This is a genomic window from Saccharospirillum sp. MSK14-1 (genome assembly GCF_003054965.1).
In the GTDB taxonomy this organism is placed as follows: Bacteria; Pseudomonadota; Gammaproteobacteria; order Pseudomonadales; family Natronospirillaceae; genus Saccharospirillum.
In genome coordinates, this window is record NZ_MIES01000020.1 from 146,067 (window position 1) to 170,507 (window position 24,441).

The following is a 24,441-nucleotide window of genomic DNA, read 5'->3' on the forward strand; positions in this document are numbered from 1 at the left end:
CCAACAAATTATCGAACAGCGGTTCAATTAATTATTGGCAATAAAATCCCGAACGGCTTTGACAAATGCCTGCGAAGCAGCTTCACGCCCTAAGAGCAAATGACCATCACTTTCCAAGCCAACAAATTCCGCGTGCGGTATAGCCGCAGCAATATCACGACCAACACTGACGGGAATTCGCTGATCACCCAGAGAATGAATTACCAGGGTTGGAACCTGAACCTGGGCCAGCTGCTCACGGACATCAATATCGCCAAAGACCGACAAAAACCGTGCTGCGTTCTCCGGTGATGTGGTCAGCCGTTGAAATTCATTAAACCAGGCCAACTCCTGAGCGCTGGCACTCGGCATAAAAGTCGAGGAAAAAATCTGTCGATAAGCCGGATTATCCTGGCCCCAACCCGCCTCGGTCAGGGTAATGATGGCTTCGCGTTCACGCCGGGTAATTTCGGTTGCATCAACACGCCAACCGGTGGCATAGCCACCAAATAGAATCAGGTGGCTGACTCGCTCTGGGTACTTGACCGCATAGGCGATGGAAACCGCCGCGCCTTGTGAAATGCCCATCAACGCAAATCGATCAACACCACTGGCATCGACCACGGTTTCCAGATCGGTCACAAACGCATCGAACGAAAGTTCGCCGACCAACCAGTCCGACAACCCATTGCCTCGCTCGTCATAACGAACGAACCGATGGTCTCGGGCTAACTCTCGAAACAAGGGGCTCCAGATGGGCGCATCCCAGTCGTGCTCTAAATGGCTTAACCAGTTTGCCGCTTTCACAATAGGCGTCCCATTGCCGACTGACGCATAGGCAATTCGCACACCATCGGCGGCGGCACAAAACTGAATCTTCTGTCTGGCCAGTAATTCGCGCTCAGTCACATCAGGATTAACCGCGGGATCTGCCTTAGAAACCTGATCCGGTAACTTGAGAGACCAGGGAATACCGGCGTTGCGAAAGCGCTGGGTTAATTGAGTGGCGGTCTTAGCAAAGGTTTCCGAGTCGCCAGACACCTGCAACAGCTCCAACAACCGATGCGCTGCCTGTGTAGAAAAGGGATCTAATTCGGACCAACTGAGTGCCCAGTCCAACTGCACAGTGACGTCAATGTCGTCGTGATGGGCCAGACGACCGGCGATCTTAGCACGCAACCGTGTGACTTCCTGTCGCTCGGCATTCAGCCATTGCTGGAAAATCTCCTGATTCGCCAAGTCCAGACCATCCAGCAATGGCTCTTGTAATTGACGGTCGATGTCTATCAGAGCATCAATGGTCAGCCCTGGCTCTTCCAACCGTTGGGCCAGACAACGGACGTCAATCTCAATATCCGCCGTCAACAGAGCAACCCGCTCGCGGTCAGCGGCCAGACGCTCTACGTCTGACTGGTTGACCAGACGACGGATCTTACTGAGCGACCAACGCAACGCGCCCCGAGGGTCATCAGGTAACTTCCAGAACACCTCGCACAAACGATCGCGCCGGTGAGGCCGGGCAGTCATCGCCAGATAGGCCAGCAGGGCACGGGTTCGTTTTGATGACGGCAAGGCGACCGGCTGGTCATCCCAGGCAATACTAAACTCACCCAGGGTCTGCAAAGTCAGTTTCACGGTGTCCGTTTTCCAAGGGTCAGCGAGTAAGTAAAAAGTTGAACCAGACGTGGTTTTTTAACATTTCGTCACAAATACCACGATTTTTCACACGATAAGATCGAAATTTTCTCGTTTTTCAAACGATTATTCAAACGATCATACCCTATATTCCCGCCCATCGAGCTGGTGCGGCCGATTCCTTCCATTACGCCTTGTGCCAGCAGGACGCCTTCAACCAACCGGGAATCTCAGGACCCTGCGCTCATGAACCAGCTCAGTATCATCGAATACATTTGGCTTGACGGCTATGAACCTTCGCCGGGTTTGAGAAGCAAAGCCCGTATTCTGTCCTTGGGAGATTCGCCTACCGTTGACGACCTGCCGCGCTGGTCCTTCGATGGCACTCTGACAGCCCAAGCCGACAGCCACGACCATGATTGCGTTCTTTCTCCCGTTCGTCTTTATGCCGATCCATTGCGAGGGCAGGGGCACTATTTAGTATTGTGCGAAGTCCTGGACGCTGGCGGTTGCACACACATCTCTAATAAGCGTGCCCCGTTCAGGGCACTGATGGACGATACCTATAACGATCTCGATCCGTGGGTCGGTTTCGAGCAGCCTTATCACTTCACTCGAAAAGGCAGCACCGAGCCAACACCGGCTGATGATAAATCGGCGTATTGCAGTGTTGCCTCACGCTCCTTCGATACCTGCTCCGTCGTGGAAGCACACGCTCGGGCCTGCCTGGAGGCTGGCCTGTTGTTTTACGGTATGAACTCGGAGTCCACTCACAATAACTGGCGTTTTCAAATGGGACCTCGTGGCGTTGCCGGCGACGTCTGTGACGCTCTCAAAACGTCCGATGATTTATGGATGGCTCGCTTTTTGTTGGCACGTCTGGCTGAGCAAGCCGGTCTCGATGTGCATTACCATTTTGAGCAAGGCTATGCACACCTCCATACCAGCTTCTCGACACGCTACACACGGGATCCGCGTTGTGGCCTCAATGCCATCCAGGCGGTTTCGTACTTACTCGACAACAGCTCACAGCGACAACCCCACAGTTACCACTGCCAGCCTGATATAGGTTGGCATTTCAGTGCCGGTATTACCCAACGCACGGCGGCTGTTCGCATTCCACCTTCGGTCGTGCAGCAAGGTTGCGGGTATTTAGTCGATCACCGTCCTTGCGCCGATGCCGACCCCTATGAATTAGCTAACTACTTAGTCGGACTCATGCTGGCAGATGACCTCGACGGTCACCTGGATCGCACGGCTTGATGCGATTGCGTCATCCATTTCATGACCGATCCGAGAAAGCATTTAAAAAAATTATTTTTCCGTGCATCCAGGTTCAACACCTGCGTCGTCTGGATGACTGTTAAAGCCAATGAGCAAATGCCTGTTACCCAAAAGGGCCACTCTTTGAAGGCGATTACGTTACCGGAGGGTCATCGGTACTTAGCCAGGGACTCCGTTTTTAAAACAGCGCACTGCGCTCAGTAATTTTATGAAAAGGGACGAGAAAAAATGAAAGCGACTACTTTTGGAGCTGCCATGACTCTGGCCGTTATTACGGCCGCCGGTTGTGCAACCGATGCTTATGGCAACAACCATCAGTTCACCCAAGAAGTCAGCACCAGCCAGGGTACTGTCCTGGCCAATCGTGATGGCATGACGCTCTACACGTTCATCAACGACGCTCCTGAAGTTTCAAACTGCAACGGTGGCTGCGCCGATAACTGGCCTCCGTTTACTGCGGCCGCTACGGCTTCTGCTGAGGACGATTTCGACATCATTGATCGTAACGATGGTAGCCAGCAGTGGACCTACAAAGGTCGTCCTCTATACACCTGGGTTGGCGATCGCAAAGAAGGCGATACCAATGGTCACGGCGTCGGCAACGTCTGGTTCGTTGCACAGCCTTAAGAGTCGGGGATAGGGCCGGGAAGGGACTCCCGCGACAAGGACGTCTTTCGGGTGGGGTTCAAGAGCAGGGAATATGCGATTGGGCCCCACCACCTCTATCTGAAGCATTCACCAGCATCCCAGTTTTTATTGAGACCCCACCATGAGTTACTCCGATTATCTCCTGCTGCTGTCAAAAGTCGCAGCTCTGCTTATCTTCTTTGCAGTTACTTTGATGCTAGTAAACAAAGGGAAAAAGAAACGGCAGATAACATCACCGCAGCCAATAAACACGGCCACCTTAATGACACCGGCAGTGCCAAAAATTAATCTGCGTTTTTCGTCTGCACGCAACCTGCGCTTTCAATGGCGCGACGTCGACGGTGCCAGCCACTATCAGTTACTGGAACGCATCGATGGCCAAGCAGAATTTAAGCTAGTAGGGCCCTACATCTTACCGGGCAGGGAGTCTTTAGTATGGACAACGCCGTTATACTGCCGACTCAATGCTCAGTATGTACTCAGAGCATTCAATGAGCAGGGTTTTACTGATTCACCCCTGATTTCAGTGTCTACTGAACTCACCGAAACGATCAACTATTTAAAGTCCACTGACATTGAAATCTGCGAATATTTCGGTTTTGCCGTTCACCTAAATGACCGTAATAATATTCTGGCCATTGCTGAGGACGACTTTAGTTCAGCGCATCCAAAGAAACACGGAACTACCGCATCCAGCTATACAGGTGCGGCCTTTATTTTCCGCCGAATAGACTCCGGGCAGTGGGCACAGTCAGCTTATGTAAACGCCCTGGCTAAAGCAGACGTCTGTGATGACGATGACAATCATTCTTCGGACCTCCAAATAGGTTCGACGTCATCGATAAAAGATGGCATCGACACAAAGAAACAGGCGCTGTCTGGTCCGGCACCAGAGATTTTCTTTCGTCAATTGGGCTGGATCAGCGCCAAATAAATCAACTGTCGATTTTTTTGGTTGCTGGTTCAGTAGGTTCCTACAGCCAAAGTCCCAGCGACTCAGCCTGAGCACTGGGACTTTATTGAGCACGACCTCAGAATCAGGCCTTTAATGCGTCGCGGATGCTTTCCTCAATCGGCGTGGTTGCTCGACCGATTAAGTGACTGAGATCCCCCGAATCGCCAAAGAGATCACCCTGAGCGGCACCGCCTTCCGAGTCAGCCAGCATGACAGCAAGCCCTTCTGGCAGGCCCACTTTCAATAACAGCGCCTGATAATCATCCTGGCTCAGGTTGTTATAGACAACGGCTTTCCCACTTTGTCTGGCCAGCTCAGCGGCATACTCACTCAAGCTAAAAGCGGCATCGCCTGACAGTTCATACACGTTGCCTGCCTGCGGCTGATCCGACGTCAACACTGCCACTGCAGCCGCTGCGAAATCGGCGCGCGAAGCACTGGCAATGCGACCTTCACCGGCACACCCATAGAGAGCGCCCTGATCAATGGTCATCGCTGCTGTTCCGGTGTAGTTCTCACTGTACCAACCGTTCCTTAACAGGACGCTCGGAACACTGCTGGACTGCAGGGCTGCTTCGGTCGCCCGGTGCTCCTGCGCCAGCATCAAACTGGATCGATCGGCGTGCAGAATGCTGGTGTACGCCAGCAAGGAAACACCCACTTGAGCGGCGGCATCGATGACGGCCTGATGCTGAGGCGCGCGTTTTCCCACTTCACTGCCCGAGATCAACAGCAGCTTTTCAACCCCCTCTAATGCGGCAGGAAGGGTTGCAGGATCATCGTAGTCGGCAAAACGAACCATCACGCCTTGATCCGCATATGCGGCCAGCGCCTCTGGCTTACGAGCCAGTGCAACAATGTAATTGGCTGCGGTGGTTTGCAGCAGTTGATCAAGTACTAAGCGTCCCAATTGGCCGCTGGCACCGGTTATGGCAATCATCGTTATCTCCTCATAGTGACTGGTCATCCAGTGGCAATGAGATTAGACTAACCACTAACTTTTAGTAAGTACCAACCAAAAGGTTAGTATTATGAGCACCCAACAGGAACATCCCTGGCGCAGCTTGAGTGCCACTTTGGCCCGTGGTGATATTTTTGCCAGCCAGTGCCCCTCCCGTCCCGTTCTTCAGCATCTGACCAGTCGATGGGGGGTTATCGTTTTAGCTGCCCTGTTGGCACAGCCCAGCCATCGATTCAGTCAATTGCGACGGATGATCGGAGGTATCAGTGAGAAAATGCTGGCCCAGACTCTACAAAACCTCGAACGCGATGGCTTTGTTAAGAGAACCATGCATCCGGTTTTACCGCCGCATGTGGACTACAGTTTGACCCACCTCGGACGGGAAAGTGCATTGCTGGTTACTCAGCTAGCGGATTTCGTCGAAAACCGCATTGAAGAAGTCACCGAACACCAAAAGCAATACGATCAAAACAAAGGCGAACCCTGGAACTTTGCCAAATAATCGGTGCTTTATAATGCCGATATTGATTAATTAACGACTCAGATAGCTTGAATAATATGGTTATCCATACGCTTAGAATATGACACCCAGCCAGCCATAAATCATGCATAAGACGGTCTACATCCAACGTATTTGGGTCAATAAAAGACCCTCCTACGACGTCGAGAAAAACGTCAATCCATTGAGATAGCCAGCTTATAGCCACGCTGAATTAAGAAAATATAATCCACTGATCACGTCACTTTATTAAGAAAATATTGACTTAGTCATTGCAAAAAATAATTCATGTAGTTCAGAATAGGCATCGTGATTCGGCTTCCATACGACTGTCTGCCAGATCACCCTTCCAACTATCCCGACTCATTTTCCTGCACGTCGTTGCACACCAACGCAATCTATCTTGTTGCCGTTTGACTCAGCGTTTGAACGAACGTGGTAATTCGTTTCTTACGTTTGAAATTTGAACGGGCAATGGGTGCATTTACATTCGATGAATCAGGAAGCTGGACAATGACACTATCGATCAAGACCTTGGGTGATCTGGCCATCAGTAACGATGGTATCCCCGTGGCCCTGCCGCCCTCCAAAAGAACCCGAGCACTTCTCGCTTACCTCGCGGTGACGGCACGACCTCACCGCCGGGACCGGCTGTGCGAGGTGTTCTGGAAACTTCCAGACGACCCGCGCAGCACCTTGCGCTGGTCATTAAGCAAGATCCGGCAAATCGTCAATGTACCCGATAAAGAACGACTGGTCTCCGATAGAGAACGCGCTTCACTGCTGACTTACGACATTTCCATCGACATTCGTGACATCGAAATGAAAGCAAACGATCCGTTTATATCGCCTACAGAGCTGGAAAATCTAACGATACGACTGCAAGAAACCTTTCTCGATGGGCTAGACCTTCCCGGCCAGGATCTGTTTCAACAGTGGCTTACTGCCCAGCGTAGAATGGCGGCCCAGTTGAGAGCGAAAGTCATGTCCCGGCTTTCAAATCATCCGGAACTAACGGCGTCAAAGCAATTGCTGTGGGCTCGCAAATGGGAGGAGTTAGAACCCTACAATCCGTCGGCGGCGACCCGATTAATAACACTTCTGGAATCGATTGGCATGGCTCAGGAACTGAGCACAACATCGATTAAATTAACCAAACGGTTTCACACGGCCGGAATTCAGTGGTCCCCCAAAAAACGGTCGGAAAACAACGCGCGTTCTACCGTCACCGAGATAGGAAACCCTCAAGATTATTCGTTAGCCCGGCGGCAAAAAATTCAGTTCTGCACAACAGAAGACAGTGTTCGCATTGCCTATGCCTCTGTCGGCAACGGACCTGCCATCGTGAAAGCAGCCAATTGGCTGAATCACCTGGAGCATGACTGGGATGCGCCCATCTGGAGTCCTTTATTTCGAGACTTAGCGTCAGACCATCGCTTTATTCGCTATGACGAACGTGGTTGCGGGTTATCGGATTGGAGCGTTGCAGACCTCTCCTTCCCGGCTTTTATTAAAGATTTGGAAGCGGTTGTGGGTGCCTGTGGCGTTAACCGGTTTGCGCTGTTAGGCATTTCACAAGGTGCGGCACTTTCAATCGCCTATGCCGTCGCACACCCTGACAAAGTCAGCCATCTGATTTTGTTTGGCGGCTACGCCAAAGGTTATGGACTGAGCAACAACGCAATGTTGAAACGCGAAAGAGAAGCGGTTGTTACCTTAACCGAAATGGGATGGTCACGTGACAACCCGGCTTATCGTCAAATTTTTTCGTCCACGTTTATGCCCAGTGCCAGTAGCAGCGAAGCGGCTTGGTTTAATGACTTCCAAAAAACCAGCACGTCTCCTAAGAATGCAGCCCGTTTCATGTCCATATTCGACCACATCAACGTTCAGGATTTATTGCCAATGGTAGCCGTGCCAACGCTTGTCATCCACTCCAGGGACGACCAGCGAGTATCGGTTAACGATGGGCTCGATCTGGCGGCCAACATTCCGAACGCCGAATTTGTCGGCCTGAACAGTGACAGTCATTCGCTACTGGGAAGGGAACCCGCCTCGACGGATTTTCTTCAAGCGGTGCGTGACTTTATTGCCCGACACTAAACGGTGCTACAGCCAACAGAATCAACAACGTTGCTCGAGCAGTCGATTTTCGAATGGTGATACAGGCTTCTCACCAAACCTCTGAGTGACACCGCTCAACGGCAGGTAGATATATGGATTTTCTCAAACGATTGAATGTTATTTGGATAAATATTCAAAAAATACAACGGTTTTTACCACGATCAATCAAACGTCGATGGTTCATAATTTTTGTCGCTGGTAATGGACTCGCCCTCCAGCTAGGGAAGCTGAGGCACGGAGGCCTGGCAAGGATGCCATTTTTACCTGAAACAGAAAACGCTAAAGCGATTCCGCAAGAACCGCCTATTCACCCTCACTTTCAATGTTCTCCATCTACTGGCAACGAAAGTGAGGGTTTTTTTTTGCAACCACGCAATCCATAAAAAAAGCAGCCGAAGCTGCTTTTTAATGCGATAACGCGCTTACAATGCTGCAGTGTCAATCTACCGAACTGATCACTTAGCTCACCAACCTGACGATATACAGCAAAATCACCGCACCGACCGTGGCCGTGACAATAGAACCCAGTAGATTCCAGGTGGTAAAGCCAAGCAAACTGAACGCGAAACCGCCGATAAACGAACCGACCACTCCGACGACAATGTTGCCAAGAATGCCAAAGCCTGCGCCTTGAGTAATTTGTCCTGCCAGCCAACCCGCCAGGGCACCAATTAATAAGAAAATAATCACATTCATCAATGTCTCTCCTTCGTGTTATGTCACGGTAAAACCATTAATGCACTAAGACGTGGTTCTGTTCGGCGAAATTACAAGGGCTGTAAATTTGAACGAACACACACTTCCTCGACATAACACCAAAGGCGCATGATGCGCCTAGAGTTTAAAACCATCCAAAACAGACTGAATTTCCCCGGACTGACGCGTCAGTTCATCAGCGGCCTGATCAATTTTCTGCGAGTTACCGGTATTTTCTTTTGAATAATCAGCAATGGATTGCAAGTTCTCATTGATGCCCGACACCACCTGACTTTGCTCTTCTGTAGCCGTCGCGATCTGGGTACTGATGTCGTTAATCTCTTGCATGTACGTCTGAATTTTCTGAAACGCCTGAGTCGTTTCACTGACGTCCGAGACCGTTTCCTGACCGAGTTCGGTACCCCGGTTCATGGATTCGACCGTCTGATTCACGCCAGCCTGCAATCGCTCGATGCGTTCTTGAATATCTTCCGTCGACTGTTGAGTTTTACTGGCCAATGAACGAACTTCATCCGCAACAACGGCAAAGCCTCGCCCTTGCTCACCTGCACGCGCCGCTTCAATCGCTGCGTTAAGCGCCAGCAAATTGGTCTGTTCTGCAATACCTTTAATCACTTCCAAAACGCCGGCGATATTTTCCGCTTCATCCGCCAAGTTATGGGTCGCACTTGAAGCATCGTTCAGACCGTGCATCAAAGTTTGCATCCGTTGGTTGGCCTGTTCCGCCCGCTCTGTACCATCACGAACACTGTCCAGCGCTTCATTAGCGCTCACAGCACCGCGTTCTGCGTTACTGGCAATTTCCCGAGCGGAACCATGGAGCTGCTCAACGGCTGTCACCACTTGGTCCATGGATTCTTCTTGTTGCTGGGCCAGATGGATGTTGCTGCGACTGGCGGAATTCATGGTGTGGCCGCTGTCCAGTAACTGGCGATTAACGCGAGTCACCCGGGCCATAGAGTGATGCAGTTTTTCCATCAGATGATTGAAGTGCTCAGCCAATTGACCCACTTCATCGCGCTGGCTCAGGGTCAACCGCGCGGTTAAATCACCTTCACCGGAAGCCAGATCGCTGAGTCGATCACGCAGGTGAATGATCGGCCGAGACAGCGACCTCGGCAGCAAGACGCCAATCGCCAATATGACCACCAACGCCAGCAGCAGCTGGATCAGAAAGGCATAGATGGTGTTGTCACCCTGAGCAATAGCGCTGTCACCCTGCGCTTGGGCTTCTGCGTTCACCTGTCGCGCCAAATCATCGACCAGCGTATTGGCCGCAGAAAACGCCGCTTCACCGTCAGTAATACTGATCTGATAGGCCACTGAAGCTAAGCCGTCGGTGGCCAGTTCTAATATTTCGGTGGAATGAGATTCCCATTCATCAACCGATGCCAGAATGCCGTCTAGTAATTCCTGGTTTTCCGGAGAGGTGAGCAACCCACGCAACCGGTCGATTTCCTCTCGGGTAAAGGAAATGCCATTTTGCTGCTGGTCTCGATAGGCATCCATTTGATCTCGCGGGGTACCCCAGTTCCCCCCCTGGATATAATCACGCTGTGCCACCAGCGCCCGGTATAAATTCGATTTGATGTCAGCCAGCGCCAATTGCGCTGGTTGATAACGGCTGATTAGAGTTTCTGAACTGGCATTAAGTGCCAGCATGCTTTGAATCCCTCCAACCGTCATGACCAAGGTCATCAACAAGATCAGCGCCAAGGGCAGGCGGACCTTATTGGCGATCGACAGATTTCTGAGCCAAGTCATGGGAATGTCCTGCTGCGACATGAATGAGAGTGTCCGAGCTTCAGTCCCTGGAGCAGCGGTACAGGCAGTTTATCGTGTAAACGTCTAGGAAGTAATCGGCCCAGACGGGAAGGAATCGAGCCAAACAGCGTTCCAAGTGGTAGACGCTATGTTCCTTATTGGTGGTGGCGCGAACAATGCCTGAACAGAGCAGCATGCCCGGCGAAAGCGGGCTAGACTGATACGGATTCGTATCGTTTACGCGTTAACGGTTTTATTGAGGCACAGTGTATTGATGGCAGCTTGGAGTAAGCAGGCATTAGCGTGGCTATTGGGTTTGGCATTGTCAGGCCCGGTGCTCGCTGGTCATCAATTGTCGGCAGACATGCCCAGTCGTTGGCTTACCGAACCGGATGCCACCTGGGTTGCCGATCCCAGTTTAGGGCCGGAACAGGCTTGGCTGGCACTGTCGGCCGCCGATAACACCACCACCCCACCGGGCTTGACCGGGAAAGCCGTCTGGTTGTTGTTTGATATTGAGAACACGGACGAGGGTCTGCAACGCTATTACTTATCGAATGAGAACGTCATTCTGGCAGAACTGGACCTGTACCTGCTGAGTCCCGACGGGGACATTCTGGAAACACTGCCGTTAGGTCGCAATCAGCCCAACTACGCTCGCCTAGCCGCCGATGAACGATTCAATGCTCCAATATTGCTGGAAGGCCAACAACACTACCACCTCATGGCCCGGCTCAAGTCCGATACACCCATTGCGCTGGCCGTTCGCATTACCCCCGATATTCGTTGGGAATCCTTGCAACGCAAACACTTTGCCATCGACTGGTCGATGTTTGCGGTTCTGGCAACCTTGCTGGCCTTTAATTTGGTTTTATTGTTTGGCCGACTCGACTCAACCCAAGGCTGGTTAGTCAGTTTTCATGCTCTGCTCATTCTTTATGTCGGCTCGCTGCAAGGCTTTGGCTATCAATTTTTACCCGCTTCGATGGTTTCCTGGTTCAGCAATCACATCCTGGCGCTGAACTTCATCATTCAATTACTGCTGTACCGCTTTGCGTTGGCTTTTCTGAGTCAAGGTGACCCGGCGCCGCCCAAGACAATACGGTTTCGCTATGGCATCCCGTTCATTCAGTTGATTGGCGTCGCCGCCTCACTGACCTGGCCAGATCGCGTGGTTCTACCCTTTTATATCCTCGCGCAGTTATTGGTTGTTGTGCCGGTTTTTTGGTTTGCCTGGCGCCAGGAGCGTGCGGGTTATCACCCGGCTCGTCTGCTGATTGCTGCGCTTTTTGTGCAGGTTGTTGGTGGGTCAGTCGGCACTCTGGCGTACTCTGGTCTGTGGCCCGTCTCCGACTTGGCGCTCAACGCTTTTTTCATTTCAGCGCTGTTAGAGTTGTTATTGATGGCGTTTGCCGTTGCTGCGCGCCTGAGGTTCTTAGAAGAACGACAGCACATCTTACTGCTCACCGATACGGCCACCGGCTTACCCGGCCGGCCATATATCGACCAAGAACTCTCCGAGCATTGGCAAAAACTCTGTAACGACGCGTCAGAACCTGTCGTGCTGCTGGTGCAATTGAACGGCTTTCGGACCTTACTGCAACTACTCGGTCCGGGCCTGGTACAGCGACTCAGCGTCCAAGCCATGCAGTATTGGAATCAAGGTCTTAATCAGCTGCCAGGGGTTGAGCGTTTACCCGGCTATCGTCATGCCTCTTTGGCTGTGTTCTCCCACGACAGCTTTCTGGTTCTCGTTGACCAACAACGCCAGCCCGACCTAAAAGCACGATTGGCCGCCTTAAGCCATTTGGATTTAGAAGTGGACGGGCAGTCCTTTGAACTGGAAAGCCAAGTGGCCTGTTTTCATGTCGGTTCTCAACCGGAAGCGTTAGACGAAATTCTACGGCGCTTGAACGTCGCCTTAGTGAGCGGTCACCAGCAGGGAATACCCTTTCAATCCTATAGCCTGGAACAAGATACCGTCTTTCAACGCCGAATTGGCCTGGCCCAAGCGCTGCCACAGGCGTTGCAGGCAGGTGAGCTGAGTTGCCATGTGCAACCAGTGATCGATTTAAACACGGGCGAGGTGACCGGCGGTGAAATCCTGTTGCGCTGGAAAAGCCCGGTTTTCGGGGATGTATCACCGGCTGAATTCATTCCGTTGGCTGAACAGATGAACCGGGTTTCCGCGTTAACCCGCTATGTGTTGGCGGAAGTCGACCGTTGGCAATCCGATCCACAATCACCCAGCTGGCCGTTGTCGGTTAATTTATCCGTGCTGGATTTGATCGCTGAGGTCGACGGCAGAGATTTAATTTCCTGCTTGGATGACATCGGGCTCTCACCCAGTCGACTGAAAGTCGAAATCACCGAAACCATGGTGATGGAACAAACCGATCGCTGCCTGGATACGTTGGAGCGACTGAGGGCGTTGGGATGCCTGCTTTCCATCGACGATTTCGGCACTGGCTATTCATCTCTGGCTTACTTATCACGCATCAAACCGGATGAAATCAAAATTGACCGCGCCTTCGTCCGCGCTCTGAGCATGTCTCAAACGGACCAACACATTGTGACGGCCATCGTCCAACTCGCCCGGACTTTGGGTGCGTTGATCGTGGCCGAAGGGGTGGAAGATGAACACACCCTGTCATTGTGCCGTGAACTGGGTTGCCACCGCGCCCAAGGCTATCTGATTGCCCGCCCCATGCCATTGCACCAGCTGCACGGCTGGCTGCAACAAGCTGCGTCCATCAAGCTGCCTCAATGGCAATAGCGAACCGGCCAAGCCTGATTACTAACACCGATGGACAGGTTGTCTGATAACGCCAGCCTGAAGTTGCCGCTGACCCGAAAGCTGGCGGTGTCCACGGTGAAGTCGACACTGTCTTCCGCTCTGGCAACGCCGGGACGGAAAGGCTCAACCCAGGACGGCTGATACGATTCCCAAAGCGTCACCTTGACCGGTATTTGGCCAGCCAGGTCCGCCTCGGCCCGCGCATTTATTTGGCGCATCAAGGTGGCCAGCGGCAGTTGTATTTCGGTTTCATCCTGCGCTAACGACAAATCCAGCGTCCAATATTCAGCGCCGCAATAGGCGGTGAAAGACCAGCCACGAACCCGTTCAGTCTGACCGGCCACGGCTAAGGACAACTCATCGCTGCGATCAAATACTTGACCGGCGATTTGCGCCTGCCCATTGAGGGTGACCGGCTCGGTCAACGGTAACGTCATTTGCGCCACGCTCGGCAGAATGAGCTGATAAGGCCCAAAATCCGGTTCCAGCTGGGCGCCATAATCGCCCTCTTCAATGCCAGGCTTTAACCGCACGACTTCGCCGCCAGCGGTAATCACCTCCAAGCCGTTACTGTCGGCATTCACGCGACGGCTCCACATTCCCGCCCGCAATTGGGTACGCAGGTCAACGGTATCGGGCTGATGCCGATACTCAACTTTGATATCCAGATCGGCCGGGTCTACTTCCTGAATAGGAACCGCACTACAGCCGGCTAACAGGAGAATCACAACAGTAATTAAGGTTGGCTTAAACATGATCAACACTGACTGCCCTATGAATCGACCGTCAGTATAAAGAAAACCACAGCGCTACACAGTGACCGCTTCTGCCTTTAGCATGCCGTTATTCGCGAATAAGGATACCTCATGCTGACGAATGGTCCCGACCAAGGTACAACCCTCGTGCTCGCCCATGGTGCTGGCGCCGCTATGGACTCCGATTTTATGAACCAATTGGCCGAAGGTTTAGGCCAGGAAGGCATTCGAGTGCTTCGTTTTGAATTTCCCTATATGGCACAACGGCGTGAAACCGGCACCAAACGCCCACCGGATCGAGCCCCCAAGCTGCTCAGTCACTTCCAAGATGTGCTCAGCGAGTTGGACACACCGCGGGTGTTTATCGGCGGTAAATCCATGGGAGGCCGTATGGCAACCTTGCTGGCAGCGGAGCTAGAGGTTGCCGGTGTTTGTGTTTATGGCTACCCCTTTCACCCACCCGGCAAGCCGGAAAAACAGCGCCTGGATCATCTGCCAGAGGTTCGCTGTCCGGTATTGATCTGTCAGGGCGAGCGCGATGCATTGGGCAATCGCAATGAGGTGGAAGGTTATCGTTTGCCGAGCCACATTGACGTGCATTGGTTGCCCGATGGCGATCACAGTCTTAAACCGCGCAAGGCCAGCGGACTGACTCACACGGACAACCTGGACAGTGCCATCCAGCGAACGCGTGCCTTTATCGATCAATATTCAGCACTTTAACGCTGATCTAAGCGACCACATTGGGCTCTATTCTTTTCTGGTCGACGCGCCGCTGGTATTCTTGCACCTGTCTCGACGCCGTCGCATCTGTGCTCCCTGACCATCCTCACTGAGATGGTCCTCTCTGGCCCGGACCGCAACCGGACCGATGTCGGGGCCTCAAGGCCTTATGAGGCCATAAATTCTCGGGCCGTGATCGCACGGCCACCTCCAACAGGAGTTTCCTATGAACATTGCTGACCAATGCGTTGTTTCCATCCATTACGAAGTTAAGGATGAAGACGGCGTCGTCGTCGATTCCTCCGAAGGTCGCGAGCCGCTGGTCTATCTGCATGGCCACCGCAATATCATCCCAGGCTTGGAAAACGCGCTGGCTGGCTTGGCTGTTGGCGACAATTTTGACGTCACCGTATCGCCTGAAGAAGCCTATGGCGAACACCAGGATGGTTTGGTTCAGTCTGTACCGAAAGAAGCCTTCCAGGGTGTGGAGAAGGTTGAAGAAGGCATGGTTTTCACCGCTCAGACTGAAAACGGCCCGCTGCAAGTCACCGTGACTCAGGTGGCTGACGAACAGGTCACCGTCGATGGCAACCACCCGCTGGCTGGCAAAGCACTGAGCTTCAAAGGTTCCGTTGAGGAAGTCCGTGAAGCATCAGCGGAAGAGCTTGAACATGGACATGTTCATTCCGGCGACGATCACGACCACTGATCGAAACCCAACAAGGCGCCGCCAGGCGCCTTGACAACCTTGAGACCTTAGGGTCAATCTCACCGCTGAAGATTGATCTGCGTTCCTTCCATCAGCGGGAGATTCAATCGTGAAAGTCTGGCCTATGGCAGTGCCCAGCGATGCGCAGCTGCAAGAGCTCGCCACTCGCATCATGTTGTGGGCGCTTCTGCTGGTCTATCTCCTCTACGCTGCGTTATTACGCCTGACCGACACCCATCCGATGATGGCCCTGTTTCCTGTGTTCTGTGCCGGGCTTCATCTTCTGGGCATCATTGGCTTTTATCTGGGCAAAACGCTGTTTGCATCCGTCTGGATGACCTTGGTGGTGCTGCTCGACATCACCATCATCAATCTTTATGGCTTCAATGACAGCCAAGGTGCCGAATACTATTTCATCATGGTACCTGCGCTGATTTTTATGGTGCTGCCTCCGCAGCAACGCGAATGGCAAATCAGCCTGCTCACCTTGACGCTGGCGTTACTCAGCCTGTGTTTTATTCTGCCTGAGCCGACCGATCCCTGGCTGATCATTTCTGCTGAGCAGATTCATCGATTCAAATGGCTCGACCTGGTTGTTTGCCTGTTGTGCATGGCCATTACCTGCCGATTCTTTATTCACCGACTGTTACAACAACGGGCGCAGCTGGAACGGTTAGCGCTGATCGACACCTTGACGGGTTTACCGAACCGTCATGGTTTGATGCAACAATTGGCCGGCTGGTTTAACGAAGGCCGTCCGTTTTCGGTTTTTCTGGTCGATATTGACGACTACCCTGAAATCAGTCGCCGCTTGGGTCAGGATGCCGGTGATCAGCTGATCCGCAAGCTGGTGCAACGTTTGCGTACCGAAACCAACGCCAACCTTTTTGTAGGCCGGTTCACTGAGCACCAATTAATGCTCGCCAGCGATGCCGTCATTCAGCCCGCCGGTATTACGGAACTGGCGCTACAGATACACGACTCATCCACACGGCTGGCGTTCGATCTGGGTGGTCACAACGAGCGAATTCAAGTCAGTATCGGAGCAACCCTGGCCAGCGCCAATGAACTACCACCGAGCTTATTGCAGCGCCTAACATCTGCCCTGCAAAAAGCCCGCAGCCTAACACCCAAAGTCCATTTGATATTGGCCGATCCCACCATGACTTCGGCAGAAGTTGCCAGCCATTCCGATGTACAGTTGGCGCCGCCTTATTGAGTAATAACTTGATTATTTATTCACGCCGAATATTGGCTTTAGCCGCATTAACAGCAATGGTATGGCTGCTGTTTTTTGCCGATGGCAAAGGTCTGGTCATGGACTGGCTGGAAGCGCGTGGACTTTCGACAACCTGGGTTATCGTGCTGACCGCAGCCATCTACGCGCTGGCGCTGGCCATACCTTTTGTACCCGCAGTCGAAATGGGCTGGATGGTCATGGCAGCCTTGGGCACCCCGGGTATTGTTGCGATCTGGATGGCAACCCCAGTGGGCTTACTGGTCGCTTTTGTCTTAGGGCAAAACCTGCGTGACTGGCCGGTCATTCAGCGATTGCAGCAGCGTTTGGATGAGGCGTTTCAATCGGCCGATGACGACCGCATCCGTTCACGCCTGCTGCGTTTTTCCGAGCGCTATCTGGTCGCACACCCTTATTGGGTACTGGTGGTATTGGTGAATTTACCCGGCAATTGGATGATCGGCGGCGGCGGTGGCATTGGTTTACTGGCTGGCGCATCCGGCCTGTATCACCCAGTGCGATTTTTCTTGATTTTATTTCCGGCAACCGGGGTTGTGTCCGTCGCCATGCTGCTGGGAATATACGGCCGTACTGTGTTGTAACCGCCACCAATTTTACAGCAACGGACTGGCCAGCTGCGCCAGGTTTTCCAACACGCGCTTGTGAACTTTCCGTTTACGCCATTCTTTAAGATCCAGGCGATGACTGGACGCGAGATAGCGATCAATCACCAGTCGCATATCAGCGTAAAAAGCCGGATCATCAACCACCAAGGTGGCTTCAAAATTCAGCCACAGCGACCGCATATCCAGATTCACCGAACCGACCAGCACCAGGTGATCATCAATGATGACGCTTTTGGTGTGCAGCATCCCACCGGTAAAGCGTCGAATTTCGACACCGCTGTGCAACAGATCATCAAAGAAAGACCGACCCGCATACTGAGCCAAACGGCTGTCGATGCGGCGTGGTATCAGCAAGGTGACGGTCAATCCACGCCGGGCTGCCGATTTTAGCGCCAATAACAACGCTTCTTCCGGCACGAAATACGGCGTACTGATAAAGACTTCCTGGCGGGCGTTATGAATGGCCGTTACCAACACCTGCAACAGAATATCTTCTTCAAAGGCAGGGCCTGTTGGCAGGAACTGCATCAGGCTGCCGCCGGCCTGGGTTTGTTGCGGCCAGCTTAACGCCGGTTCTAACCGCACACCGGTTTCCATTTCCCAATCAAAGATCAGACTGCCCTGAATAATGGCTGCGATCGGTCCTTCCAAACGGACCTGTAAATCCACCCAGGGACCAAAACCGGAATCTTTTTTGAACCAGCGCGGATCGGCCAGATTCATTGAGCCGTTATAGGCAACACGATTGTCGATGCTAACCAGTTTTCGATGCTGACGAAGGTCCATGCGTTGCATAAACATGCGCAATACATTGGCGTGTAGAACATCCAGAACGTCAATACCGGCGGCTCTAATGGACTGGCATCGTTTGCTGGATAAAAATTTATTTGAACCGACACTGTCGAGCAGCAAATACACAGCAACGCCTCGTGACTGTGCAGCCACGAGTGCATTCAACACTTCCGCCACTCGGCCACGATCTTCCAGAATATAAAACTCCATGAAGATCCATTCTTGAGCCTGCTCAATATCGGCCAATAAGGCATCAAAAACTGCGTCGGCAGTATCGAGCGTACGCCAGTGATTGCCTTCCAGCGCCGGCATACCAAGACTGCCTCGAGTCAGTTCCATGACCGGTCGTAAGGGTGAGTTTATCGGTGCGGAAATATCCTGACGGACACTGACGTCTTCCAGCCACTGGTTATAAAAACGGAACTGCGTGCGGGCGCGGCCTGCTCGTAATCGCCCCAAATACCGCTCGCCAAATAAGGCGTAAAGACTGATCCCAAGTAAGGGCAAGGCGTAGATCAGCAACAGCCAGGCCAGGGTGACACCAACGGTCCGACGGCGCATAAGAATGCGCAGACTCAAACCAATCAGCGCGGCCGCATAGAGCCACAGGCCTAGAGTAATTATCCAGTGCATGATTTTCTTCTAAGTGGAATTAGGTCAAGCCTGCCGTCTAAGCGCGACCAGTACAAGGCCGGTATCAGGTGGACAGGACACCTGGGTTAATCGGCACCAAAGCGCGCGATGGTCGACCGTTTCATAACCCAGTGCATGAGGCGCATCGGAATATGACGCAATAGCATGACGATCAGACGGTAGTTCCAACCCGGAATGCTGACAATACGACCACGCTGCACATCACGCCAGGACTTGCGCACCACACGCTCGGGGCTCCAGGCCCGCAGTATGCCAGTGCTGCGATAAAATTTTTCCGGAGCAATTCCCAATTTTTCATGGAAGTCAGTCACGGTAAAACCCGGGCTTAACGCCTGAACGCTCAAACCCTGGCGGCCATAGCCCAGCGCCAATGTCTCAGAAAATGAACGAATAAAGGCTTTGGTCGGACCATAAAGGGCGGTATGTGGGGTCGGCAGCCAGGACGCGACCGAGGCGACATTAATGAGGGTGCCTTTTTGCGCCAATAGCAATGGCAATGCTGCGTGCGATAGCTCACAAGTGGCTTGCACATGTACGTCCAGCAAAGCCTTTTGCTCTGCCCAACTGACGTCACCATAAAGACCGTCTTTGCTATAACCCGCGTTGTTGATCAAAACATCCAGTCGGGGCAAGGAGGCAATACGCTGAACCAGTGCCTCACGCTCGGAGGCTACCGATAGATCGGTCAGCATAGGCTCAGCGGATACCGCATATTGCGTTGTCAGCTTGTCGCAAACGGCGGTTAATTGTCGTTCACGCCGCCCAATCAGTATCAAGTTGTAACCCGATTCAGCCAGCAGCGCCGCATAAGCTGCGCCAATGCCTGACGTACCACCGGTAATCAGTGCCAACGGCTGCGTCATTGTTGTTGTCTCCCTGATGGACTCTTTCGGCATCTTGCCAGAGGCGCTCTGGCTGTGCAGCCGCTATCGGCTGCTCTATACTGCGCCGCCCAGTCTGATTCCGGTGCTGTTATGACTGCACACGCCTGGCCCGGCTTTCGTTGGTCGCATTTAATACGCCTGACTGAAGCTTTGCTGAATGAACCCAGTTGGCCATCGACCGATCGCTGGCTGGCTGAGCGTTTTCGTGCCGAGCCAAAGTTCGGTCGTAAAGATCGTGCTTTTTACAGTGACGCTTTCTTTCGTTTGTCTCGGCAGGCAGCGGTTCCCGTATTTTTGCACCAGTGCTGGCAAGGTGAAGCAACGGAACCCTCGGCTGACCAACTTTGGCCCTACCTCACACAGATGTCGCCCGCCGATATCTGGAGCTGGTTCGTGTTGCTCGACGGCGCCGACAACCAACTGCCACGCGAAATTACCGATGGTCCACAACGCCGGGCCTGGTTGGATTCTCTCAGCGACCAACAGCGCGATACGGTTCAACAATTGGAAGAGGGTTGGCTGTCCGAATGGACCCCTTGGTTGGCCGAAAGAGCGGCAACGAGCGACTGGAGTGAAGCCGATCAGGCCAATTGGCTGGCGTTGCAGAACAAACGCCCGCCGTTATGGCTGCGACTGGCCCATGGCCATGAAGATCAAGCACAAGCGAGCTTAATCGCAGAGGGCTTTGAATGCCTGGACCGTGACAATCAAGCCCTGGCGCTAGCCGCACGGCCAGGACTAGAGCGCTCTCAGGCTTGGCAGGCAGGCTGGATCGAGATTCAGGATAAAGCCAGCCAGGCGGTGGCAACAGCAGTCGCCTTGCAAAGTGGTGAGCGTTGTTGGGATGTTTGCGCTGGCGCTGGTGGAAAGGCGTTAGCGTTACTCGATGCAGCGCAACCGAGTGGACAAGTGTTAGCCACCGACATTCGCCCTGGGGCCTTAAAGCAATGCCTACACCGTGCTGCTCGACTGGCGTTGAATGGCCTGAACACCGCCATTCTGGATGGCACAACTGACCTGCCCGAGACAGCACCTTTTGATGCCGTTCTAGTGGATGCCCCCTGTACCGGAGCAGGTACCTGGCGACGCAGCCCCGATGCGCGCTGGCGCTTAACGAGTGCGCGGCTGGCCGAGCTGAACGACATTCAGGATGCCTTGCTCAGTCGTACCAGCAACGCCGTCAAACGTGGCGGTCGTTTAATTTACGCAACCTGCAGTTGGCTGGTCGCCGAAAATGAGGACCGGGTTAATCACTTCCTGGCGGAACATCCTCAGTTCGAACGGATCGAACAACGGCTGCTGGGTGCACCTCATGAAGATGCGGACACCCTCTTTGTTGCTGTGATGCGGCGCCGCTGAAGCGAGCCTGCTGCGGTTACCATCAGCCTTGGTATACTGACTCCACATATCTCGATTTGGAGTTGTATGACACGCCATCTTCCTCTGATCGGTCTGATGCTGGTGCTGCTGTTAGCACTGGCGACCGGGCTGAACACCTATCCTACAACGCCTAAAGCGCCAGACTTCACGACCTTCTCTGAAGGTGACGAACGCAAGAACGCCTTCTTCGCGTATTTCGAACAACTGATCGATGCGGAAAACGAAGCCATTCTCTCCAGCCGAGAAAAGCTTACTGAGATCATCGCCAATGACCAAGCCCGTTGGGTTGACCGACTCTGGTTGGCGTCCCTTGCAAACCGCTATGAATTAGATGATTTTGAATCCAGCAATGTTGAACACTGGAATGCCTTATTAATTCATGTCGACATTGTGCCGCCGTCACTGGCTCTGGCTCAGGCCGCTAACGAAAGCGCCTGGGGAACATCGCGTTTTGCCCGTGAAGGAAATAATTATTTTGGTCAGTGGTGCTATTCGCGCGGCTGCGGACTGGTACCGGAAGCACGCGATGACGACGCCAGCCATGAAGTCGCCCGGTTTTCGTCAGCACGACAATCCGTTCGTCGCTACGTGAACAACATCAATACCCACTATGCCTATGCTGAATTGCGTGAACGACGCGCTCAATTGCGTGCAGCAGATGAACCCGTTACTGGCTTGGCTCTGGCACCGACTTTGATCAATTACTCGCAACGTGGTCAGGCGTATGTCGATGAACTCGACGCGATAATTCGTTTCAATGAGCTGACGGCCTATGACGGTTAATGTGCGCGTCATGCTAGTATCTGAACAGTTATCCAGCGGTATCAGAGTGAGTCAAACAGCATGTTAGAAGTCCCCCAGATCGATAGCCTCAGTCGTATTTTGCCCGAAGAACCCCTGCTTATGATGGGCGCGGGTCCGGTTCCTATTCCTGGGCCTGTCGCTGCGGCTAATGGCATTGTGATCAATCATCTGGGTGAATCGATGGCGCGCATCATCGACCAGGTAAAACGCATGGGGCGCTATATTTTTCAAACCGAATCGCCTTGGCTGATGGGCGTTGCCGGACCGGGATCAGCGGCCATGGAAATGGCCGTGGCCAACCTGGTCTGGCCGGGTACTCGTGTTTTGAGTGTGCGTAATGGCTTTTTCAGTCATCGTCTGGCTGAAATGTCTCGTCGCGCGGGCGGTGAGGTTGAAGAACTGGAAGTTGAGGACGGGCAGGGCGCCGATCCAGAGCAAATACGCCAAGTGCTAGAACGATTCCGCCCCGCGGTCATGACCCTGGTTCAAGGTGAAACCTCGAATACGACTCACAATACCGATTTACCGCGCATCGCCCAACTGGCTCACGAATACGATTGCCTGATTATTGTCGATGCCGTTTGCACGCTCTCAACCATGCCGTTGGAAATGGACAACTGGAACATCGACGCGGTCATTACTGGCGGTCAGAAAGGCCTCAGTTCCATTCCTGGCGTTTCCTTGGTGGCATTTTCAGAGCGCGCCTGGGCCCGTATTTCCGATCGTCCTATGCCGATGCCGCATTGGACACTGGATGCCACTCTGGCTACCCAGTTCTGGCACCGCGCTTCCTATCACTATACCGCTCCGGTCTCCGGCTTATTGGCGTTGCATGAAGCCATGCGACTGGTCTGTGAAGAGACACTGGAGCGTCGCTTTGAACGCCATGCAACCAGTAGTCGTGCATTGCAGGCCGGTATCGAAGCGTTAGGGCTAAACCTCTATGTTAAACGGCCAGCACGATTGAATTCGGTGGTGGGCATTAAGCTGCCCATCGGCCTGGATGCCAAGCCAGTATGTGATCATATTTCTCAGCATTACCGCGTAGAAATCGCCGGTTCATTCGGACCACCCATCGTCCGTATCGGTCAAATGGGTGAACAATGCCGTGTTCACAACCTGTTCCGGACGCTACATGCTCTGGGCTCTACTTTTAACGATCTGGGTCAGTCCCTGGATGTCCCTTCCGGTATGGCGGAATTGGAAAACCAATTGCAACGACATTCGCCGGAATAAACAGTTAAAAGACGCAGGGAAAACAACAATAAGGAGTCCCGATGACCGTTCAAGTCCGCATATCGCCAAGCCATTACGTCTGGATCCTGTTACCGGCTGCGATCTCCAGTTGGTTATTGATTGAGCTGTTACTCTTCGTTGTCCAACAACCCGTTTCAACAGTCACCGCTGTTCACGCCAGTGCAGCACTGATTGCCGTGATATTAGGCGCAGTGGCGCTCAGCAGCCGAAAAGGGTGCCTGCTTCATCGTGTGAGCGGCTACTGCTGGGTCGCGCTGTTAACCGGTGTAGCGATTTCGTCTTTTTGGCTGCGCACCGTGCACTGGTTCCCTGGCGGCTTTGGTCCCATTCATATCCTCAGCGTTTACACGCTGATCTGTCTGGTCAGTGGTGTCACGGCTGCACGCCGACATCGTGTGAAAACGCATCGTTCAATTATGCTGTTGACCCATTGGGGACTGCTAGGTGCCGGGGTTTTTACGTTATTGCCCCATCGTTTGATGGGCGTTATTGCCTGGGGCGGATAGCACAATAACTTAACTTTTAGAGGCAGGGAGCGACTCATGAAAGTACTCAGCTTACGGTATTGCACCATCAGCCAGGAATCTGAAGCGTTATTCCAGTTCTATCAGGCATTAGGGCTAACCCCCAAAACTGATTCAGAGTCCGATGCTCAACAAGGCGGTATTTTTCTCGCTGGGGACAGTTGGATTGAAGTCTGGCCCGACGGTGAGGGAATGCCCGCTGGCACCATGCTGCAACTGGTTGTTGATGACGCCGATGCTTTTGCAGCGCGCGCCAAAGAGCAAGGTCTTAATCCTCAAGGGCCAATGGAAGCTCACGGAGAAAAAATCTATTTCGTTGAAGGGCCGGGCGGCTTTCCAGTTTCATTCCAATCCACAGTCAGTGGCCACTGATTCTTCATCCTAAATTTCAGTCGAACCGCCGAGCCATCTCTGACCGGGGGTTCGCAGACGATGACCCGGGCGGCGTTCCGCTGGGCGGCATCCCGCTGGGCGGCACTCCGCTACTCGTAGAGGAGGTCATCGTGGTGCCTGTGTTGCAGACAATAAAAAACCCCGAACCATCTCTGGTCCGGGGTGGTATTAAAAGCTTGACGATGACCTACTCTCACATGGGGAAGCCCCACACTACCATCGGCGAGGCTGCGTTTCACGACTGAGTTCGGCAAGGAGTCAGGTGGTTCCACAGCTCTATGGTCGTCAAGCAAACTGGTTGGTGGTTGTCGTTTTTACGAAGCTCACTTTCCGTGGCTTC

At 53.1% G+C, this 24,441-nt stretch carries 22 protein-coding genes and 1 rRNA gene; 15 read left to right on the top strand and 8 right to left on the bottom strand.

Annotated elements, in window-relative coordinates:
* Positions 1–27: 27 nt before the first annotated feature.
* Entirely contained in the window at positions 28–1,614 is a 1,587-nt protein-coding gene (locus BGP77_RS03585) for an alpha/beta hydrolase (protein ID WP_233252285.1), read from the bottom strand.
* Between the two features lie 246 nt (positions 1,615–1,860).
* Here BGP77_RS03585 and BGP77_RS03590 point away from each other — a divergent pair, with 246 nt between their 5' ends.
* The 3 genes from BGP77_RS03590 to BGP77_RS03600 all read left to right on the top strand — a co-directional run bounded on the left by BGP77_RS03590 (position 1,861) and on the right by BGP77_RS03600 (position 4,480).
* Positions 1,861–2,877 carry a glutamine synthetase beta-grasp domain-containing protein gene (locus tag BGP77_RS03590; RefSeq protein WP_108163367.1) on the top strand — a complete coding sequence of 339 codons (1,017 nt, stop codon included), beginning with the start codon at positions 1,861–1,863 and terminating at the stop codon, positions 2,875–2,877.
* A 276-nt stretch (positions 2,878–3,153) separates the two neighbouring features.
* Complete coding sequence (locus BGP77_RS03595; RefSeq protein ID WP_233252286.1) at positions 3,154–3,525, top strand: hypothetical protein; 372 nt, start codon at positions 3,154–3,156, stop codon at positions 3,523–3,525.
* Between the two features lie 142 nt (positions 3,526–3,667).
* A complete protein-coding gene (locus tag BGP77_RS03600) occupies positions 3,668–4,480 on the top strand; it encodes a hypothetical protein (protein ID WP_108163369.1) in 813 nt (270 codons plus the stop codon).
* A 103-nt stretch (positions 4,481–4,583) separates the two neighbouring features.
* Here the strand turns inward: BGP77_RS03600 and BGP77_RS03605 are convergent, their stop codons facing one another.
* On the bottom strand, positions 4,584–5,441 hold the full coding sequence (locus BGP77_RS03605; protein ID WP_108163370.1) for an SDR family oxidoreductase: 858 nt from the start codon (positions 5,439–5,441) through the stop codon (positions 4,584–4,586).
* A 91-nt stretch (positions 5,442–5,532) separates the two neighbouring features.
* Between BGP77_RS03605 and BGP77_RS03610 the strand changes: the two genes are divergently transcribed.
* Both BGP77_RS03610 and BGP77_RS03615 read left to right on the top strand, forming a co-directional pair.
* Positions 5,533–5,964, top strand: coding sequence for a helix-turn-helix domain-containing protein (locus tag BGP77_RS03610; RefSeq protein ID WP_108163371.1), 432 nt, complete (start codon positions 5,533–5,535; stop codon positions 5,962–5,964).
* A 432-nt stretch (positions 5,965–6,396) separates the two neighbouring features.
* Entirely contained in the window at positions 6,397–8,064 is a 1,668-nt protein-coding gene (locus tag BGP77_RS03615) for an alpha/beta hydrolase (protein WP_233252287.1), read from the top strand.
* Positions 8,065–8,544: 480 nt separating this feature from the next.
* On the opposite strand, the gene BGP77_RS03620 is transcribed toward BGP77_RS03615, so the two are convergent.
* Both BGP77_RS03620 and BGP77_RS03625 read right to left on the bottom strand, forming a co-directional pair.
* Positions 8,545–8,781, bottom strand: a complete 237-nt coding sequence (locus BGP77_RS03620) for a GlsB/YeaQ/YmgE family stress response membrane protein (protein WP_108163373.1) — start codon at positions 8,779–8,781, stop codon at positions 8,545–8,547.
* 138 nt (positions 8,782–8,919) lie between these two features.
* On the bottom strand, positions 8,920–10,566 hold the full coding sequence (locus tag BGP77_RS03625; RefSeq protein ID WP_158269257.1) for a methyl-accepting chemotaxis protein: 1,647 nt from the start codon (positions 10,564–10,566) through the stop codon (positions 8,920–8,922).
* Positions 10,567–10,840: 274 nt separating this feature from the next.
* On the opposite strand from BGP77_RS03625, the gene BGP77_RS03630 reads away from it, so the two are divergent.
* The gene (locus BGP77_RS03630) at positions 10,841–13,342 is read left to right on the top strand and encodes an EAL domain-containing protein (protein ID WP_108163375.1); all 2,502 of its coding nucleotides are present in this window, start codon (positions 10,841–10,843) and stop codon (positions 13,340–13,342) included.
* Here the strand turns inward: BGP77_RS03630 and BGP77_RS03635 are convergent.
* Positions 13,330–14,118: a hypothetical protein gene (locus BGP77_RS03635; protein ID WP_108163376.1), complete on the bottom strand. Its 789-nt coding sequence runs from the start codon at positions 14,116–14,118 to the stop codon at positions 13,330–13,332. The two genes, BGP77_RS03630 and BGP77_RS03635, sit on opposite strands and share 13 nt — an antisense overlap.
* Before the next feature lie 111 nt (positions 14,119–14,229).
* Between BGP77_RS03635 and BGP77_RS03640 the strand changes: the two genes are divergently transcribed.
* The 4 genes from BGP77_RS03640 to BGP77_RS03655 all read left to right on the top strand — a co-directional run bounded on the left by BGP77_RS03640 (position 14,230) and on the right by BGP77_RS03655 (position 17,389).
* Complete coding sequence (locus BGP77_RS03640; RefSeq protein ID WP_108163377.1) at positions 14,230–14,841, top strand: alpha/beta fold hydrolase; 612 nt, start codon at positions 14,230–14,232, stop codon at positions 14,839–14,841.
* A gap of 226 nt (positions 14,842–15,067) precedes the next feature.
* Positions 15,068–15,550 carry a peptidylprolyl isomerase gene (gene slyD, locus BGP77_RS03645; RefSeq protein WP_108163378.1) on the top strand — a complete coding sequence of 161 codons (483 nt, stop codon included), beginning with the start codon at positions 15,068–15,070 and terminating at the stop codon, positions 15,548–15,550.
* A gap of 109 nt (positions 15,551–15,659) precedes the next feature.
* On the top strand, positions 15,660–16,769 hold the full coding sequence (locus tag BGP77_RS03650) for a GGDEF domain-containing protein (RefSeq protein WP_146171185.1): 1,110 nt from the start codon (positions 15,660–15,662) through the stop codon (positions 16,767–16,769).
* A gap of 56 nt (positions 16,770–16,825) precedes the next feature.
* Entirely contained in the window at positions 16,826–17,389 is a 564-nt protein-coding gene (locus BGP77_RS03655; protein ID WP_146171186.1) for a hypothetical protein, read from the top strand.
* A 12-nt stretch (positions 17,390–17,401) separates the two neighbouring features.
* Here BGP77_RS03655 and cls read toward each other — a convergent pair whose 3' ends face one another.
* Positions 17,402–18,838 (bottom strand): cardiolipin synthase, encoded by a 1,437-nt coding sequence (cls, locus tag BGP77_RS03660; RefSeq protein WP_108163381.1) that lies wholly within the window; start codon positions 18,836–18,838, stop codon positions 17,402–17,404.
* Positions 18,839–18,924: 86 nt separating this feature from the next.
* Positions 18,925–19,722: an SDR family oxidoreductase gene (locus tag BGP77_RS03665; RefSeq protein WP_158269258.1), complete on the bottom strand. Its 798-nt coding sequence runs from the start codon at positions 19,720–19,722 to the stop codon at positions 18,925–18,927.
* Positions 19,723–19,833: 111 nt separating this feature from the next.
* Here BGP77_RS03665 and BGP77_RS03670 point away from each other — a divergent pair, with 111 nt between their 5' ends.
* From BGP77_RS03670 to BGP77_RS03690, 5 genes are all read left to right on the top strand, one after another.
* Complete coding sequence (locus tag BGP77_RS03670; protein WP_108163383.1) at positions 19,834–21,102, top strand: RsmB/NOP family class I SAM-dependent RNA methyltransferase; 1,269 nt, start codon at positions 19,834–19,836, stop codon at positions 21,100–21,102.
* Positions 21,103–21,168: 66 nt separating this feature from the next.
* The gene (locus tag BGP77_RS03675; protein ID WP_108163384.1) at positions 21,169–21,906 is read left to right on the top strand and encodes a glucosaminidase domain-containing protein; all 738 of its coding nucleotides are present in this window, start codon (positions 21,169–21,171) and stop codon (positions 21,904–21,906) included.
* Positions 21,907–21,966: 60 nt separating this feature from the next.
* Positions 21,967–23,163, top strand: a complete 1,197-nt coding sequence (locus tag BGP77_RS03680) for an alanine--glyoxylate aminotransferase family protein (protein WP_108163385.1) — start codon at positions 21,967–21,969, stop codon at positions 23,161–23,163.
* 41 nt (positions 23,164–23,204) lie between these two features.
* The gene (locus BGP77_RS03685; RefSeq protein WP_108163386.1) at positions 23,205–23,690 is read left to right on the top strand and encodes a DUF2306 domain-containing protein; all 486 of its coding nucleotides are present in this window, start codon (positions 23,205–23,207) and stop codon (positions 23,688–23,690) included.
* A gap of 36 nt (positions 23,691–23,726) precedes the next feature.
* Positions 23,727–24,080, top strand: coding sequence for a hypothetical protein (locus BGP77_RS03690; protein WP_108163387.1), 354 nt, complete (start codon positions 23,727–23,729; stop codon positions 24,078–24,080).
* Between the two features lie 195 nt (positions 24,081–24,275).
* Here BGP77_RS03690 and rrf read toward each other — a convergent pair.
* Positions 24,276–24,391: ribosomal RNA gene (gene rrf, locus BGP77_RS03695) — 5S ribosomal RNA — on the bottom strand.
* Positions 24,392–24,441: the final 50 nt, after the last annotated feature.